This is a genomic window from Cellulophaga sp. RHA_52, from assembly GCF_007827205.1.
In the GTDB taxonomy this organism is placed as follows: Bacteria; Bacteroidota; Bacteroidia; order Flavobacteriales; family Flavobacteriaceae; genus Cellulophaga; species Cellulophaga lytica.
In genome coordinates this window covers 1,916,148-1,934,381 of the sequence record NZ_VIRZ01000001.1, presented here as the reverse complement: position 1 = coordinate 1,934,381, position 18,234 = coordinate 1,916,148, and the positions used below count along the sequence as shown (strand labels likewise).

Sequence of the window (18,234 nt, the reverse complement as noted above, 5' to 3'; positions counted from 1 at the left end):
TACTATGATAAAGAAAAGTATAGTACTAAGCACAATTACCTGTATACTTTTAATTACAGCTTGTAAAAATAATACGAATACAGCAAGTGTTACCACAGCAGAAGAACCTAAGCAAGAAATTACACCAGAGCAAATAGATGAGTTGGGTATAACAAACCCAGACTCTTTAAGTGCTGCAACAAAAAGAGCATTACAATGGCCAAAAGATTTAGGTAATGAATGGTTTATACAATTCTCTAACCTTAAACCCTTAAAAGGAGATTTAGCTTATGAAGAAGGTGTTGTGCGTAGAGATCCAAGTGCTATTATTAAAGAAGATGGCAAATACTACGTTTGGTACAGCAAAAGCACTGGGCCATCACAAGGTTTTGGTGGCGATGTAGAAAATGAAAAAGTTTTTCCTTGGGATAGATGTGATATTTGGTACGCTACATCTGAAGACGGTGAAACTTGGAAAGAAGAAGGCATTGCTGTTGCAAGAGGCGAAAAAGGCGCTTATGATGACAGGTCTGTTTTTACAGTAGAAATAATGAAATATCAGAACAAATATTACTTATGCTACCAAACCGTAAAATCTCCCTATACAGTACGCGTTAAAAATCAGGTTGGTTTAGCGTGGTCAGATTCGCCAAACGGACCTTGGACAAAAAGTGAAGAGCCTATACTTAGTCCTGCAGATAATGGCATCTGGAAAGGAGAAGAACAAGACCGTTTTGCTGTAGAGAAAAAAGGAGATTTTGATAGTCACAAAGTACATGACCCTTGTATTTTGCCTTACAAAGGTAAATTTTACTTGTACTATAAAGGCGAGCAAATGGGCGAAAAAATTACGTTTGGCGGCAGACAAATACGCCATGGCGTTGCTATTGCAGACAATCCTTTAGGGCCTTATGTAAAATCACCTTACAACCCAATAAGTAATAGTGGTCATGAAATTTGTGTTTGGCCATACAATGGTGGTATTGCGTCATTAATTACTACAGATGGTCCAGAAAAAAATACCATACAATGGGCTCCAGACGGTATTAATTTTGAAATTAAATCTGTTATTCCTGGTGTACCAGCACATGCAATAGGCTTAAACAGATCTGCAGATACAGAAAAAGATCCAACAGAAATATTACGCTGGGGACTTACACATGTATACAATAGTAGCGACTACCAAAGTATTATGAGTTTTACATCTGCCAGAAAAACTACACACAGAGCTAAAGGTGTAAAATCTAAATAAGTAACACTATAAACTAAGCACAAAAAAAGGAACAGTAAATTATTGTTCCTTTTTTTATTGTACGTGTAGTTTAATAAATAATAGTAATTTTACAGTATAAAAGCATACCGGTAATGAGTAAACCAAAGGAAGTTTTAAAATCTGAATACAATGTTCCTAATTTAGAAAGAGGCTTAATGGTTATAGAAATATTAGCCACTAAAAAAGACGGTTTAACGCTTGCAGAAATTACAGAAGCACTAGACCTTACAAAAACCACTGCTTTTAGAGTTGTAAGCACGTTAATTTTTAAAAATTACTTGCAAAAAAACGAGACCACTAAAAAAATTACACTTTCTAGAAAAATGCTTACACTAGGCATATCTGCAATGAACGAACAAAGTATTGTAGAAATGTCTATAGATGTTATGCGCGCCTTAAGAGATAAACTAAAGGAATCTGTAATGCTTGGAGTTTTATTAGACACTAAAGGCACAATATTAGAGCAGGTATCATCTTCCTATCCTGTAAAATTATTTGTAGAACCAGGTACACAGTTTAATTTACACAGTTCTGTTGGCGGAAAAAGTATTTTAGCTTTTTTACCTAAAGAAGAATCTAATAGCATTTTAAAAAAAATTAGTCTTACTAAATACACAAAAAACACCATTACATCTAAAAAGGAGTTTAAAGAAACGCTAGCCTTGGTTAAACAAAATGGTTATGCCATAGATAACGGTGAAGATATACAAGGTATACACTGTATTGGTGCACCAATATTTAATGAGTCTGGCTATCCTGTTGCTGCACTCTGGATTACAGCTCCACACGGTAGACTACCACATGAAGAATTTCATAAAAAAGGACAAATTGTAGCAAAATACGCCTTAGAAATATCTGTTAAACTTGGTTTTATTTCTCAATAAAAGCAATCTTCATTTTGTAAAATATTAACCTTACAAACATTCTACAACCCTTATTTTAAAAAGGGTTTACTCCTACTTCATTATATTTTAACACTTTACCTCTAATTTATGTTTAATTAGATGATAAATAGTTTATAAAAAAATGTATATTTGTTTCAAATATGAAACTAGTTTACTATTTGAAACTTAAATAAATGATAGCAACACAATATAAAGGCAATAAAAATTTTGCTGTAATTGATAAAAAAATTGAAGAACCCAAAGATGATGAGGTTCGTATAAAAGTAGCCTATTCTGGCGTTTGCGGTACAGATGTACACATTTATCATGGTATGATGGATAAAAGAGTTTCTATACCGCAAACAATTGGCCATGAAATGTCTGGTGTTATTGATGCTGTAGGTAAAAATGTAACCAATTTTAAAGCAGGAGAAAAAGTTGTAGTAAGGCCTTTAGATGACAGAAAAGTAGAACCTTCTGATAAAGGGTTTAATCATATCTGTGAGGACTTAAAATTTATTGGTATTGACAGTCCTGGTTCTATGCAACAGTACTGGAACGTACCTGCGTTTGTTTTACACAAGCTAAAACCAGAAACAGATTTAAAATTAGCTGCGCTAATTGAGCCATTGTCTGTGGCAACACATGATGTACGCAGAAGCGGACTAGTTAAAGGTGAAACTGCTGTTGTTTTAGGTGGCGGGCCAATTGGTATGTTGGTTGCTATGGTTGCTAAGGAAGTTGGCGCACAGGTTATAATTTCTGAAGTAAACCCTACAAGAATTAAAATGGCAAAAGAGCTAGGTTTTGACGCTGTTAACCCAACTGAGGTTGATTTAGTAGCATACGTTAAAAGTAAAACAGAGGACAAAAGAGCAGATGTTGTTTTTGAAGTAGCTGGCGTACAACCTGCTTTAGATATTATGTGTGAGGTTGCAGGTATTAGAGGCAGAATTTTAATGGTTGCTATTCATGGAGATAAAAAACCTGTAGACCTTTTTAAGTTTTTTTGGAAAGAATTGAGCTTAATTGGTGCTAGAGTTTATGAAAAAGAAGATTATGAAAAATCTATAGAGCTTATTACAGAAAACAAACTTCCTTTTGAGGCTATGATTACAGATGTACAGCCTTTAAGCAAAATTCAGCAAGTGTTTGAAAACATTGATAAAAACCCTTCTGGAATGAAAGTATTGATGGATTGCAGTTTATAATTTTTAAAGAAACAATATAAAAAATGAGTGTTTTAGATACATTTAAATTAAAAGGTAAAACAGCTTTAGTAACAGGCTGTAAAAGAGGTATAGGTAAAGCTATGGCTATTGGCTTAGCAGAAGCTGGCGCAAATATTATTGGGGTTTCTGCTAGTTTAGAATTAACCGGTAGTAGTGTGGCTAAAGAAGTAGAAGCAAAAGGCAAAAATTTTAGTGCTTATCAATGCGATTTCTCTGATAGAAAAGCTTTGTACACATTTATCAATCAGGTAAAAAAAGATCATCCACAAATAGATATTTTAATTAATAACGCTGGTACAATTTTAAGAGCTCCTGCTGTAGAACATCCAGATGAAATGTGGGATAAGGTAATTGAAGTAAACCAAAATGCACAATTTATACTTACCAGAGAAATTGGTAAAGAAATGGTTGCTAGAGGTAATGGAAAAATTGTTTTTACAGCTTCATTATTAACATACCAAGGTGGCATTACTGTTCCTGGTTATGCTGCAAGCAAAGGTGCTATAGGCCAATTAACTATGGCCTTTGCAAATGAGTGGGCAGGCAAAGGGGTAAATGTAAACGCAATTGCTCCGGGTTACATTGCTACAGACAATACTGAAGCTTTACGTAATAATCCAGAGAGAGCAGAATCTATTTTAGCAAGAATTCCTGCTGGAAGATGGGGAAAACCAGAAGATTTTGCTGGCCCTGTAGTTTTTTTAGCTTCTGAAGCTGCTAATTATATGAGTGGAGCTGTTATGCTAGTAGACGGCGGATGGATGGGAAGATAATTTAAAAGATATACAATGCATCATCAAAATATAAAAATAACGGTTCTCTTATTTGTTCTTTTAGAGGTGAGTTTACTATTTGGACAACAAAAACCCAATATTGTTTTTATACTTTCTGATGATGCTGGTTATGCTGATTTTGGTTTTCAAGGTAGTACTGAGTTTAAAACTCCAGAGTTAGATAAACTTGCAAAAAAAAGTGTGAAATTTACACAAGCATATGTAAGTGCAGCTGTTTGTGGACCATCTAGAGCAGGAATGCTTACCGGGCAATACCAGCAAAAATTTGGTTTTGAAGAAAATAATGTACCTGGTTATATGAGTAGTTCTGGCTTACTAGGTGATCAAATGGGATTGCCCACAAACCAACTTACTATTGCAAACTATTTAAAAAAACAAGGATATACTACTGCCCTATTTGGAAAATGGCATATGGGTAACGCAGATCGTTTTCACCCAACAAAACGAGGCTTTGACGAATTTTATGGTTTTAGAGGTGGTTCACGTAGCTATTTACCATATGATAAAAACAATGTACTAACCAAAAATGAAGACAGATTAGAAAAAGGTTTTGGAAATTATTTAGAACACAAAGGCTATCTTACAGACAAATTAGCCAATGAGGCTATATCATTCATCAATAAAAATAAAAAAACTCCCTTTTTTATTTACCTATCTTTTAACGCTGTACATACTCCAATGGAGGCTACAAAAGAAGACCTAAAGTATTTTTCTCATTTAACTGGTAAAAGAAAAACATTAGCTGCAATGACTTTAGCTATGGACAGAGCTATTGGAACTGTTTTAGATGAACTAAAAAAACAAGGATTAGATAAAAATACTTTAGTTGTATTTACCAATGATAACGGCGGACCATCAGATGCAAACCAATCTAACAATAATCCGCTTAGCGGTACAAAAGCTAACCATTTAGAAGGTGGTATTAGAGTGCCTTTTTTAATGTCATGGCCTGGTAAGCTTAAGAAAAATACAACTTACAACTACCCAATTAGCACCTTAGATCTTTTTCCAACATTTTTAAACGTAGCAAACGGAAACTCATCAAAATTAAAACAACTAGACGGTGTAGACCTAATGCCTTATGTAAAAGGAGAAAATAAAGAGAGACCGCATAAGGTTCTTTTCTGGAAAAAAGAAAACAGAGCCGCTATTAGAAATATGGATTGGAAACTAATACGATTTCCTGATAGGCCTGCTGAACTATACAATATAAAAGAAGATATTTCTGAAGTACATAACCTTGCTTATCAATATCCTAAAAAAGTTAAAGAGCTATACAAGCAATTATTTGCTTGGGAACTAACATTAGAAAGACCACTTTGGCAATTAAGAAGAGAGTTTGAAGGTTATGCTGCAAAACGCATGGATGCTTACAAAAAAACAAACACAAAATAATAATACCATACACTATGTCATCAACTAAAGAATACAAGTTATTTATTAACGGAGAATGGGTAACATCTACATCTGGCGAAACTATAGCTATTGTAAACCCATCTACAGAAGAAGTAGTCGCAAATGTACAAAACGGCACTGCAGAAGAAGCTTTAGAGGCACTAAAAGCAGCAGAAAAAGCACAAAAAGAATGGAAAAAATTACCTGCACGTTCTAGAGCAGATATGTTATATAAATTGGCAGATGAAATTGATGCCAATACAGAGCATTTGGCTCAACTATTAACCAAAGAACAAGGAAAACTTTTAAAGGTTGCTCGTTTTGAGGTTGCTGTTACGGCTTCGTTTATTAGATACGCTTGTGAAGGTGCTCGCAGAATTGAAGGTGATATTATTCCTTCTGATAACCCTAACGAGCAAATATGGATTCAAAAAGTTCCGCGTGGGGTTGTTGTTGCAATTACAGCTTGGAATTTTCCTTTGGCTTTGGCTGGCCGTAAATTGGGTCCGGCTTTGGTTGCTGGTAACAGCATTGTAATTAAGCCTACATCAGAAACACCGTTAGCAACTTTAGAGTTAGGAAATTTGGCTAACAACGTGGGTATTCCTGCTGGAGTACTAAATATTATAACTGGCCCTGGTAGAGCTATGGGTAATGCTTTGGTAGAAAGTCCTATTACTAAAATGGTAACAATGACGGGTTCTACACCTGTTGGTCAGCAAATAGCTAAAAATGCTGCAAATAACCTTACTCACGTTCAGTTAGAGCTTGGTGGTAAAGCTCCATTTATAGTTTTTAAAGATGCTGATATTGATGCTGCCGTTGATGCAGCATTACATTCTAGATTTGACAATTGCGGACAAGTTTGCACCTGTAATGAACGTATGTATTTGCATGAAGATATTTACGATATTTTTATGAAGAAATTCATAACAAAAACTAAGGCATTAAAAGTTGGTAATCCTATGTTAGAGGATACAGATATGGGACCTAAAGTAAATGCTGCCGAGTTAAAACATATGGAGCATTTAGTTGCTGTTAGTGTAAAAGAAGGAGCTACAATTGCAACTGGAGGAAAAAAACCAGAAGGAGCAGAATTTGAAAAAGGATACTGGTTTGAGCCTACCGTTTTAACCAACGTAACACAAGATATGACTATTGTTCATGAAGAGTCTTTTGGTCCTATTTTACCTGTTTTAAAGTTTAAAACTTTTGATGAGGTTATAGGTTATGCTAATGACTGTGAATACGGACTTGCTGCTATGGTTTTTACCAATGATATGAACACCATTATGAAATGTAATGACGAACTAGAATATGGAGAAATTTATGTAAATCGTGGTCACGGAGAGCAACACCAAGGTTTTCATAACGGTTACAAATTATCTGGTTCTGGTGGCGAAGATGGTAAATATGGTTTTGAACAGTATATGGAAAAGAAAACGTTTTACATTAAACATAAAGCTTAATAGCAACTTTTAAAGATTAAAAATGAGTACAAAAATTAAAAGTGTAGAAACTAAGCTTTTTAAGGTTCCGTTACCAGAGGTTTTAAATGATGCCAAACACGGAGACCACACACATTTTGAGCTAGTAACCACTACCATTACTTTAGAAGATGGCAGTACAGGAACAGGCTACACCTATACTGGCGGTAAAGGTGGGCACGCTATTAAAGCAATGGTAGAAAACGATTTTGCATCTGTTTTAATAGGTAAAGATGGTACAGACATAGATGGCTTGTATGATTTTATGGAGTGGCATATTCACTACGTAGGTCGTGGTGGTATTGCATCATTTGCAATTTCTACTATAGATATTGCTCTTTGGGACATTAAATGCAAAAAAGCCAACCTTCCTTTATGGAAAATGGTCAGCGGAACAGACAACACTTGTAAAGCATATTGTGGTGGTATAGACTTACAGTTTCCTATAGAAAAACTTTTAAATAATATGAAAACCTATTTAGCTAACGGATTTAATGCTGTTAAAATAAAAATAGGAAGAGAAAATTTAGAAGAAGATTTAGAGCGTATAAAGGCAGTAAGAGAATTTGTTGGTCCGGATGTAACTTTTATGGTAGATGCCAATTACTCTATGACTGTTGAAAAAGCCATAAAAGCAATTGAAGGTTTTAAACAATACAATATTACTTGGTTTGAAGAACCAATTATACCCGATAATTACAAAGGGTTTGCAGAAATAGTTGATAAAACAGGATTTCCTTTAGCTATGGGAGAAAACTTGCATACGATACACGAGTTTGAGTATGCTTTTAACCAAGCAAAGCTTTCTTTTATTCAACCAGATGCATCAAACTGTGGAGGAATTACAGGCTGGTTAAAAGCTGCACGTTTAGCAGACAAACACGGAGTTCCTGCTTGTTCCCATGGTATGCAAGAACTGCACGTGAGCTTAGTATCTGCACAACCAAACGCTGGGTGGCTAGAAGTACATAGTTTTCCTATAGATGAATATACTACAAGACCATTAGTAGTAGAAAATTATAGAGCTGTTGCTCCTAATACCCCTGGTACGGGAGTTGTATTTAACTGGGAAAAACTAGCGCCTTATCAACAATAAAAAATAATAGTATGAAACCAATAAAAAGCAATTTTGGAACTCTAAATGAGCAAGAAATAGATTTGTATACATTAAAAAATGCAAACGGAATGGTTGTTAAAATAACCAATTACGGAGCAACAATTACGTCTATACAAGTGCCTAATGCTAAAGAAGAATTAGTAGAAATTGCTTGTGGATTTGATACTTTAGATGGTTATTTTTCTGATGAATACAAAAATAATGCTCCTTATTTTGGAAGTACCGTAGGTAGGTACTGCTCACAAATTAAAGATGCTACGTTTATTTTAAACGGTAAAAAATATGAATTAGCAAAAAACTGTGGGCCCAATAATTTACATGGAGGTGCTGTTGGCTTTGATAAAAAAATATGGACAGTAGATACTACTTCTGCTAGTGAAAATAAATTAAAGTTATCTTTAGTAAGTAAAAATTTAGAAGAGGGCTTTCCTGGCAATGTTAATGTATCTGTAACATTTACACTAACAAATAGTAATGAGTTAACCATTAGCTACAGTGCTACAACAGATGCAGACACACCATTATCATTAACAAACCATACGTATTTTAACTTATCTGGCTTTACCACATCTATAGAGAACCATACTGCACAAGTATATACTAATAAACGTTTAAAAATAGATGAAACTGGTGCCGCAACAGGAGAAATAATAGATGTATCTAATGCTGTGGATGATTTAACAAAGCCTAAGAAAATTGCAGACGCACACAATGCAATGAATGACGGTTTTGAACATTTTTACGTTTTTGATACTACTGAAGATGAGGTAACAAAAGTAGCTACCATAGCTAATGAAAACGGACAATTAAGTGTTGATGTTTTTACTACAGAACCTTGCATGTTACTGTACACAGGTAAATACACCGCAGATAATCTTAAACGAGAAAACGGACTTAAATACGGAAAATACAAAGGATTTTGTTGTGAAACACACAGGTACCCTAACGGACCAAATATTAAAAACTCTCCAAAATCTATTACAAAAGCTGGTGAAAATTTTAAGAGCACAACCGTCTTTAAATTTTCATTTTAACATAACTAATTCACTCAAAAAACAACCAAACTATGACAGAAGGAGTATTACTAGCAATTTTTGCAGGATTAATGTTGGGCCTGTATGCCCTACCAGAAAAATTTACAAAAGATTTTAAGTACGAAAACACGTGGAGCTTATTCTTTTTACTAACCATGTTTGTGGTTCCTATAATAGCATCTGTATCACTAATAAAAGGATTTGGTGATATTTTTGGAAATATGCCAACAGACATATGGATTAAAATGGGACTTACCAGCTTTTTATGGGGAGTTGGTGTAATGATGTGGAGTAAAGCAATTAACCACATTGGCTTGTCCTTAGGCTTTTCTTTGTTTATTGGAACCATAATTTTGGTAGGTTCTGTATTGCCTTTTATTGAAGACGGCTTACCACCTACTAACAAACTAACCATTATTTTAATTGGCTTATTAGTTGTTTTAGTTGGCATTTTTGCTAACGGAAAAGCTGGTTTTATTAGAGAAAAAGTAGAGAAAAGCACAGAAGAAAATACCGCTAAAAAAGGATCTATGGCCACAGGTATTTTAATAGCAGTAGTTGGTGGTTTACTTGCTACAGGTTTTAGTTATGCTAATGCAGCAGGAAGACCTTATTTACACGAGGCTAGCCAAGCTGCAGGAAATGCAGAGTGGATAACTGCTGTTGCTGTTATGTTCCCAATTTTTATTAGTGGGGGTATTGTAATGACGGCCTATTTTTTATGGCAATTAAATAGTAAAAAAGCTTGGGGGGATTTTAAAACTCCAGCTTTTGGCAAAAACTTTGTATTAATACTAGTAATGGCATTTTTTCATTATGCTGCTTCTGCCCTATTCGCCTTTGCTGCCTACAAATTAGGAGCTTCTGGCAACACTGTTGGTTATGCCATTTTTAACACCTCATGTGTAGCCACTGCAATTGTAAGTGGTATTATTACCAAAGAATGGATTAACGCCTCTAAAAAAGCACGAAACTTTTTATACCTAGGTCTTAGCTGTATGGTAATTGGTATTGTAATAGTTGCATATAGCAACAGTATATCTTAAAAAAAATTAGAGTTAGTTTTTAGTTTTTGCAAAAAAGACCCGCAATTATGCGGGTCTTTTACTCTTTACTAAAAAAATTTAAACTGTTAGTAAAACAGCTTAAACACTAACAAAAAGAACTAAAAAAAACTAATTTTTACAATTGAAATATCTTCTCTAAAGCAATCCACTTTTCTCCTTTTTTTGCCCAAGGCAACTCTTGCTGGTACTTCCACATTAAGTTTTCCCACTCTTGTACTTTAGGATTATTAGCATCCATTTCTGCCTTTTTTTTGGCATTAAAAGTAGCATCTACCTCCATAATCATAAACATTCTATTGCCTGTAAGGTATATTTGCATATCTACAATACCTGCATCTTTTATACTCTTAGTAATCTCTGGCCAAGCTTTGCCCTTTGCGTGGTACGCCTTATATTCTTCAATAAGCTTAGAATCGTTATTTAGGTCGCAAGAGTAACAATATCTTTTGGTTTGCATTTTATATTTTTTTTGAGGATTTATAGGTTACATAGCCATAAGCAGTAACCACTGATAAACATATAAGTGGTAGTATAAATGAAAAGTTAATCTCTGGAATAAATCCTAATATTTTTACATCTGAAAAACCAGGACCGCCCCAGTCTAAAATTCCACCTTGTAAAACCGGCATTAAAGCACCGCCAACAATGGCCATTACCAAGCCAGCAGATCCTATTTTAGCCTCGTCTCCCATATCTTTAAGTGCTATGCCATAAATGGTAGGAAACATAATAGACATAAATAAAGATATACCCACTAAAGAGTACAAGCCTAATTGCCCTTGTAATAAAATTGCTCCTGCAGAAAATAGTACTCCGCCTAAACCAAATAATAACAGTACACGAGATGGGTTTAAGGTTTTCATTAAAGCTGTACCAATCCACCTGCCTGTTAAAAAAATAACCATAGCTGCTACATTATACCAAGTAGCCGTTAAGGCTTCATTTGCTGGCAAACCTTCATTTATATTATCTACGTATTGAAAAATATAGGTCCAACACATAATTTGTGCTCCCACATAAAATGCTTGAGCTATTACACCAAAAATGTAATTTTTATTTGAAAACAGTTTTTTAAAAGAATCTGAGATAGACATTTTATCACCATCTACAGATTTAGGAATTTTAATGAATAAAATAATTGCCATAATACATAAAACTACTACTCCAAGTATAATATATGGCACGCTAATTACACTTAAGTCATTTTCTCTAATTACTGCCTTTGCAGATGAGGACAACCCGTCATAAATTAATTCCCCTGCTTCATTTTTATCATCAGAACGTAGTGCAGAAATAACAAACTGTTGAGCAACTATCATTCCTATTAAAGAACCAATAGGATTAAATGCTTGTGCTAAGTTTAAACGTTGCGTTGCAGTTTCTTTTGCTCCTAATGATAAAATTAGTGGGTTAGATGTAGTCTCTAAAAAAGCTAAACCACATGTTATAACCCATAGCGATATTAAAAAGTAATTAAACTCCTGAAAAGCTGCTGCCGGATAAAACAAAAAAGCACCTATAGCATACAAGCATAACCCTAATACAATACCAGATTTATAACTGTATTTTCTTATAAATAAAGCTGCAGGTAATGCCATAAAAAAATAACCAAAGTAAAAAGCAAACTGCACTAACGATGCCTGCATATTAGACAATTCTGGCATTACTTTTTTAAATGCTGAAACCATAGGGTTGGTTAAGTCATTTGCAATTCCCCATAAAGCAAATAAAGAGGTTATCATTATAAAAGGAAATAACAATTCCTTTTTTACTATAGGTTTATTGTTGGTTGAGTTCATAATACAGGTTAATTACTTTAGTATAAAATTAAAAATGACAGCTGTTAAAAAGGGCTACTTCTGGCTTAAATAGCAGAACAAATGATTTTATGTGCTATTCTGTTAACAAAGACCTATCTAAATGGACATAACCACCATCTACAGTAATAAACTGTCCTGTTGTGTGTGATGATTTTGAAGATATTGTAAACAAACATTGGTCTGCTATTTCAGCAGGCATTGTCATCCTATTTTCTAATGGTATCTTTTTTACAATAGATTGAAGCTTGTCTTCTCCGTTTTCTAAGGTTTTAATCCAAGCCTCATAAGCAGGTGTCCAACTTTCTGCAATAACAATGGCATTAGAGCGTATGCCGTACTTAACTAAATCTACTGCCCACTCACGTGTTAAGCCAAACACACCTCCTTTAGATGCAGCATAACCAGATGTGCCTCCTTGGCCTGTAAGTGCTACTTTAGACCCTATATTTAAAATATTACCCTTGGCTTTTTTTAGCATTGGCAAACAGTATTTTGCCATTGCAAAATAACTTACCATATTAAGCTTAAGAGAATACATAAAATCTTCTATAGAAGCATTTAAACCTGCACCATCATTAACACCAACATTATTTATTAAGGCATCAATTTTACCGTATTTTTTTTCTATTATTTTAGCTGCTGCTTCAATTTGTATGTGGTCTGATAAATCTGTTTTCACAAACAAAGCATCTATACCCTTTTCTTTAAGTCCTTTTTCATATCCAAAACCTCTATCATTTCTACAAACTATAACTGGTATTGCGCCCTCTGCCGCTAAATGCTGCACTATTGTTTCTCCTATACTACCTTTTATACCTGCAGCGCCTGTTACTACAACTACTTTATCTTTTAATCCTAAATCCATTTTATATCTTTTATAAATTATAAAATTTTACAGCATTTAACCCAAGTATCTTTTCTTGATCTTCTGCACTCAATTGGGAAATAAAATCTGTAACTAACTCTTTTACTCTTTTATAATTGCCTGCTACTAAACACACAGGCCAATCTGACCCAAATAATAACCTATCTGCTCCAAATGCTTTTAAAACCAACTGCATATAAGGCTTTATAGTTTCTGATGTCCACGTTTTATAATCTGCTTCTGTTACCATACCAGATAGTTTGCAATACACGTTTTGTTGGGCGCCAATTGCCAACATTAAGTTTGCCCAACCATCATAAAAACCATCTTTTATATATGGTTTAGCAATATGGTCTATAACAAAGTTTATTTTAGGGAACTTTTTCACAAACTCTAACACTGCTCCCAATTGATGGGGAAACACTAAAATATCATACGTAAAATTGTATTGTTCTAATTGAGCAATTCCGTTTAAAAAATTGGATCTTAATAAAAAATTATGGTCTGGCTCTCCTTGTACTACGTGCCTAAACCCTTTTATTATTTTTATTTTACTGTAATGTTCTAAAACCTCATTTATGTTATCTGCTCTAAAATCTACCCAACCAACAATACCTTTTATAAAGTTATTTTTAGATGCCAAGTCTATTAAAAAGTCATTTTCTAGTGTAGTTTGGTCTGCCTGTACAGCTACACAACCATCTATATTATTTTCTAAATAAACTTTCTTTAGTTTGGCTGGCATAAAATCTTTTCTAATTACAGCCATAGTATCATCTATCCAACTATGTTTTGTTGGTTCATACTTCCAAAAGTGTTGATGAGCATCTATTATCATATTAGTTTTCTATTTTTCTTAAACATTCTTCTACTCCATATTCATCAATAGCCGTAATGCTTTTAGCAATAAAATCTACCAGTCCTTTATACTTTGTTAAATCTTCTCCTACTATGGTTTTATTAGCTAAGGTGTGTGCAACCAAATCTGTTACAGATTGTGATTTATTATCTACCATTTTCCATTGGTTTTCAAAAAAATTTAAAACCAACTTATCATCAGTAACAGCAATAACTTCTCCATTAAAACTACCTTTATAAAAACGAATTAAGCTAGCTAATGAAAAAGCAATGCGTTTAGGAAAAGAACCGTGTAACTGGTTGTAATCTTTAAATGCTGGCAATAATCTAGATTGAAATTTTGAGGTACTATTTAATGATATTGCAATTAAAAAATGTTGAAGTGTAGGGTTCTTAAACCTGTCTACCACAGCATCTATAAAAGCATCTATTTCATTTGAAGAAAACTTGGTTAACGTAGGTTTAATTTCTGTAGCTAAAATTTGAAAAATATGATTGCTAACCACCTCATTATCCATACTTTCCTTTACCGTTCTTAAACCGGCTAAATAACCAACCGGAACTAAAGAAGTATGTGCACCATTTAAAATACGTACTTTCATTTCTCGGTAATCGTGTAAATTATCTACAAACTGTACGTTTAAATCTGTTTTAGAAAAAGGCAATTCTTTTTGTACCAATGCATTTGCCTTAATTACCCAGCTATGGTACTCTTCACCAGCAACTAAAAGTTTATCTTTAAAACCTGTTTTTTCCTCTAAAAATGGAGCTCTGTCTGTAGGATAACCAGATACTATGCGGTCTACCAGTGTGCTACAAAAATGGTTGCAATCTAAAATCCAGTCTATAAACTCTTGTTTTAATTGCCAATGTTTTGCATACTGTATAACTGTTTCTTTTAAAGCCTCACCATTATCTTCTATTAACTCACAAGGCAATAAAATACAGCCTTTATCCTTGTCTCCATTAAAATAACTATACCTGTGATACAGCCACAATGTTAGTTTTGCAGGAAATTCTTTAGGAGGACAATCTGTAATTTTATCATTTTCAGAAAACTGAATTCCGGCTTCTGTTGTATTAGAAACTATAAATCGTAATTCTGCCAACTCTGCCAATGCCAAATACTTATCCCATTCTGTATAAGGCTGAATAATGGTACTTATAGATTCTACTAAAGTAACTTCTGATACTGTTTTCCCATTTTTAATACCATCTAAGGCTACAGTAAACAAACCGTTTTGCTCTCTAAGAGCAGTATAATCTCCTGTTTCTGTTGGTTTAACTACAGCTACACTACCATTAAACGCTGTTGTTTTGTTTAGTACATCAAACATCCAATCACAAAAGGCACGCAAAAAGTTACCTCCGCCAAATTGCATAACACGTATGGGATGTATAACTGGTTTTTGAGCTGTATGCCTATCCAATAATTGTATTGTTTTTTCTTTTGTTGCCATTTTTACAATGCTTTGTTTACTACGTAAATAGTATTTATAAAGAAACTCCTCTCTTCCACGGAATAAAGTCGTTATTGCCATGTATTACTGCTTTTGATGCTAGTTCTCCGCTAGCAACTTTTATAATATGTTCTAATATTTTTTCACCCATAGTTTCTATGGTATCCTCGCCACTAATTACAGTACCTGCATTTATATCTATAATATCTTGCATACGTTGGTATAAGTTGGTATTACTAGACATTTTTAAAACAGGTGCAACTGGGTTTCCGGTGGGTGTTCCTAAGCCAGTTGTAAATACTACTACATTACAACCAGAACCAACCAAGCCTGTAGTTGACTCTACATCATTACCTGGTGTGCACAATAAATTTAAACCCGGTTTTGTAACCTGCTCTGTATAATCTAACACGCTAACAACAGGAGATGTACCTCCTTTTTTGGCTGCTCCTGCAGATTTCATTGCGTCTGTTATTAAACCATCTTTAATATTTCCGGGAGACGGATTGTTTTCAAAACCAGAACCAACAGCAACTGCTGCTGCTGAGTACGCTCTCATTAAATTGTAAAACTTTTTAGAATCCTCTTCTGTTACACACCTATTAATTATTTCTTGTTCTACGCCGTTTAACTCTGGAAACTCTGCTAAAACAGGACTACCGCCTAAAGCCACTAATAAATCTGACGCATAACCTAAAGCTGGGTTTGCAGATATTCCTGAAAACCCATCAGAGCCACCACACTCTAACCCTAAAACAAGTTTATGTAATGGTGCTGGTTTACGGGTAATTTTATTAGCTTCTATTAAACCTAAAAATGTATGCTTAACAGCTTCTTCTATAAAGTTACGCTCACTTAAACTACGCTGTTGCTCTAAATAATATACTGGTTTGGTAGTGCTGGGGTCTATAGCCAAAATAGCTTCTTGCATCATAGAAATTTGTGCATTTTGACACCCTAAACTTAAAATTGTAGCACCTGCAACATTTGGGTTGCATATATAACCTGCTAATAATTTACATAAGGTTTCAGAGTCTTGACGTATACCGCCACAACCACCATCATGCTTTAAAAATTTAATTCCGTCTACATTAGGAAACACCCTATTTTTAGCCATTTCCTCGTGACTGGTAATAATTGGAGTATTTAAAATATCATCTTTATGGGCTCCTGCTTTATACTGCTTAATTAAAGCATCTGTATCTACAGCAAAATCTTTTTTTGTTTGGTAGCCTAGTTTCTCTGCAAGTGCAGCTTCTATAACATCAATATTTCTGTTCTCACAAAAAGTTAGTGGTATTACCAACCAGTAATTGGCAGTACCTACCTTACCATCTTTTCTATGATATCCATTAAATGTTTTGTCTTTAAACTTAGATATGTTTGGCGTACTCCAAACAAACTCCTTTTTTTGATTGGTAAAGTCTGATGATGCGTGTTTTATATTTTCTGTTGTAATTGCACTACCTGCTTTAATTGTTGTGGTTGCTTTACCTATTAAAACCCCATATATGAAAATTTTATCTGCAGGGTTAAAGTCGTGCAAAGCAAACTTATGTTTTTGCTTTATGTCTTGTTGTAAAACTATTTGTTTGCCTGTAATAGTTACTACTGTACCTTTACTTAATGCTGTAATGGCAACTATAATATTATCTTTAGCATCTATTTGTATGTAGTTTTTAGACATTACTATTTTTTAAAAATTTACAGTTGCTTTTATTACTCCTGTTTCTGGTTTAAGCCAACTATCAAAATTTGAAATCATCTCTGTAAAAGGTACAGAGTGTGTAATAAATGAATCTGTAGGAAACTCATTTAACACATTAATTACGTGCTCAAAATCTTCAGTTGTTGCGTTTCTGCTACACATTAAGGTCATTTCCTTTGCATGTATAGCTGGGTGTGTATAGGTTAACTCTCCTTTAGACAGGCCTACTAGTATAAATCTTCCGCCGTGAGACATGTAAGACGGACAAGTTTCTAGTGCTCCTTTATGTCCAGATGCATCAAAAACAGCTGTACATAAATCGCCATTTGTAATCTCTGTAATTTTAGCTACAGGATTATCTGCAACGTTTACGGTATAGTCTACTCCTATTTTATCTTTAGCATATTGTAGTCTTTGCTCGTTTAAATCTAGTGCTATTACTTTAGCACCTGCAATTTGTGCTAATTTCATAATTCCTATGCCAATAGGACCGCAACCAACAACAGCTATAGTTTCTCCTTTTACAATATTTGCTCTTCTGATAGCGTGGGCTCCTATTGCCAAAGGTTCTACAATTGCCATTTGGTCATCAGATAAATTATTAGCTGGTATTAATATAGAAGCTGGCACAGTAATTTGTTCTTGCATACCACCATCTGTATGCACACCTAAAACCTTTATATTAGTACAACAATTTGTTTTTCCTTTTCTACAAGCTATACAAGTTCCACAGCTTATATACGGCATAACAACTACTTTATCTCCTGCTTTTATTCCTTTATCATTTGCGCCAATTTCTAAAACTTCTGATGCCAACTCATGGCCTAAAATTCTAGGATAGGTAAAAAAAGCTTGGTTGCCACCATAAGCGTGCAAATCTGTACCACAAATACCTACTTTATTAATTTTTAGTAGGGCTTCACCTTCTTTTCTAACTGGTGCATCTTTCTCTTTTAAAAGAAATTCTCCTGGTTTTTCACAAACTATATACTTCATTATTAATGGCGTTATTGTTAGTTATTTTTAACAGTTAATTGTTTTATTAGCTCTTTGGTAAAGTTCGTTTATATCAGTTTTGTTAATTACAGTATATGTTTTAAAATCTAGAACATATGTTATTTAGCAAGCCATTAAAACTTTTACCTACAAACACCAATTAACTAATAACCAACACCTTAATACAATTACTTTGTTTTTACACCTAACAAATACAAAAAACCATATGACCTATTGTATGTTCTATTTTGATATATTTGTTAGT

At 34.0% G+C, this 18,234-nt stretch carries 16 protein-coding genes; 9 read left to right on the top strand and 7 right to left on the bottom strand.

The annotated features are described in order from the left end of the window. The first annotated feature begins 4 nt into the window (after positions 1-4). From JM80_RS08445 to JM80_RS08405, 9 genes are all read left to right on the top strand, one after another. The gene (locus JM80_RS08445; RefSeq protein ID WP_013619989.1) at positions 5-1,231 is read left to right on the top strand and encodes a family 43 glycosylhydrolase; all 1,227 of its coding nucleotides are present in this window, start codon (positions 5-7) and stop codon (positions 1,229-1,231) included. Positions 1,232-1,344: 113 nt separating this feature from the next. Next, positions 1,345-2,136, top strand: a complete 792-nt coding sequence (locus JM80_RS08440; RefSeq protein WP_144709711.1) for an IclR family transcriptional regulator — start codon at positions 1,345-1,347, stop codon at positions 2,134-2,136. 194 nt (positions 2,137-2,330) lie between these two features. Continuing rightward, complete coding sequence (locus tag JM80_RS08435; RefSeq protein WP_144709709.1) at positions 2,331-3,347, top strand: zinc-binding dehydrogenase; 1,017 nt, start codon at positions 2,331-2,333, stop codon at positions 3,345-3,347. 23 nt (positions 3,348-3,370) lie between these two features. Continuing rightward, complete coding sequence (locus JM80_RS08430; RefSeq protein ID WP_144709707.1) at positions 3,371-4,141, top strand: SDR family oxidoreductase; 771 nt, start codon at positions 3,371-3,373, stop codon at positions 4,139-4,141. A gap of 15 nt (positions 4,142-4,156) precedes the next feature. After that, the gene (locus JM80_RS08425) at positions 4,157-5,557 is read left to right on the top strand and encodes a sulfatase (protein ID WP_038504623.1); all 1,401 of its coding nucleotides are present in this window, start codon (positions 4,157-4,159) and stop codon (positions 5,555-5,557) included. 14 nt (positions 5,558-5,571) lie between these two features. Further along, the gene (gene aldA, locus JM80_RS08420; protein WP_144709706.1) at positions 5,572-7,026 is read left to right on the top strand and encodes an aldehyde dehydrogenase; all 1,455 of its coding nucleotides are present in this window, start codon (positions 5,572-5,574) and stop codon (positions 7,024-7,026) included. Positions 7,027-7,048: 22 nt separating this feature from the next. Further along, complete coding sequence (locus tag JM80_RS08415; protein ID WP_144709704.1) at positions 7,049-8,140, top strand: mandelate racemase/muconate lactonizing enzyme family protein; 1,092 nt, start codon at positions 7,049-7,051, stop codon at positions 8,138-8,140. Between the two features lie 11 nt (positions 8,141-8,151). Continuing rightward, a complete protein-coding gene (locus JM80_RS08410; protein ID WP_089118672.1) occupies positions 8,152-9,195 on the top strand; it encodes an aldose epimerase family protein in 1,044 nt (347 codons plus the stop codon). A 32-nt stretch (positions 9,196-9,227) separates the two neighbouring features. Further along, a complete protein-coding gene (locus JM80_RS08405; protein ID WP_013619997.1) occupies positions 9,228-10,241 on the top strand; it encodes an L-rhamnose/proton symporter RhaT in 1,014 nt (337 codons plus the stop codon). 136 nt (positions 10,242-10,377) lie between these two features. On the opposite strand, the gene JM80_RS08400 is transcribed toward JM80_RS08405, so the two are convergent. From JM80_RS08400 to JM80_RS08370, 7 genes are all read right to left on the bottom strand, one after another. Further along, entirely contained in the window at positions 10,378-10,719 is a 342-nt protein-coding gene (locus JM80_RS08400; protein WP_144709702.1) for an L-rhamnose mutarotase, read from the bottom strand. A 1-nt stretch (position 10,720) separates the two neighbouring features. Beyond that, positions 10,721-12,061: an L-fucose:H+ symporter permease gene (gene fucP / locus JM80_RS08395; RefSeq protein WP_013619999.1), complete on the bottom strand. Its 1,341-nt coding sequence runs from the start codon at positions 12,059-12,061 to the stop codon at positions 10,721-10,723. A gap of 94 nt (positions 12,062-12,155) precedes the next feature. Next, a complete protein-coding gene (locus tag JM80_RS08390) occupies positions 12,156-12,947 on the bottom strand; it encodes an SDR family oxidoreductase (RefSeq protein ID WP_144709700.1) in 792 nt (263 codons plus the stop codon). Between the two features lie 10 nt (positions 12,948-12,957). Then, positions 12,958-13,785 (bottom strand): amidohydrolase, encoded by an 828-nt coding sequence (locus JM80_RS08385; RefSeq protein ID WP_034645160.1) that lies wholly within the window; start codon positions 13,783-13,785, stop codon positions 12,958-12,960. A 1-nt stretch (position 13,786) separates the two neighbouring features. After that, complete coding sequence (locus JM80_RS08380; protein ID WP_255436725.1) at positions 13,787-15,265, bottom strand: tagaturonate reductase; 1,479 nt, start codon at positions 15,263-15,265, stop codon at positions 13,787-13,789. Between the two features lie 34 nt (positions 15,266-15,299). Next, entirely contained in the window at positions 15,300-16,952 is a 1,653-nt protein-coding gene (locus JM80_RS08375; protein ID WP_144709696.1) for a UxaA family hydrolase, read from the bottom strand. 9 nt (positions 16,953-16,961) lie between these two features. After that, the gene (locus tag JM80_RS08370; protein WP_144709694.1) at positions 16,962-17,969 is read right to left on the bottom strand and encodes a zinc-binding alcohol dehydrogenase family protein; all 1,008 of its coding nucleotides are present in this window, start codon (positions 17,967-17,969) and stop codon (positions 16,962-16,964) included. Positions 17,970-18,234: the final 265 nt, after the last annotated feature.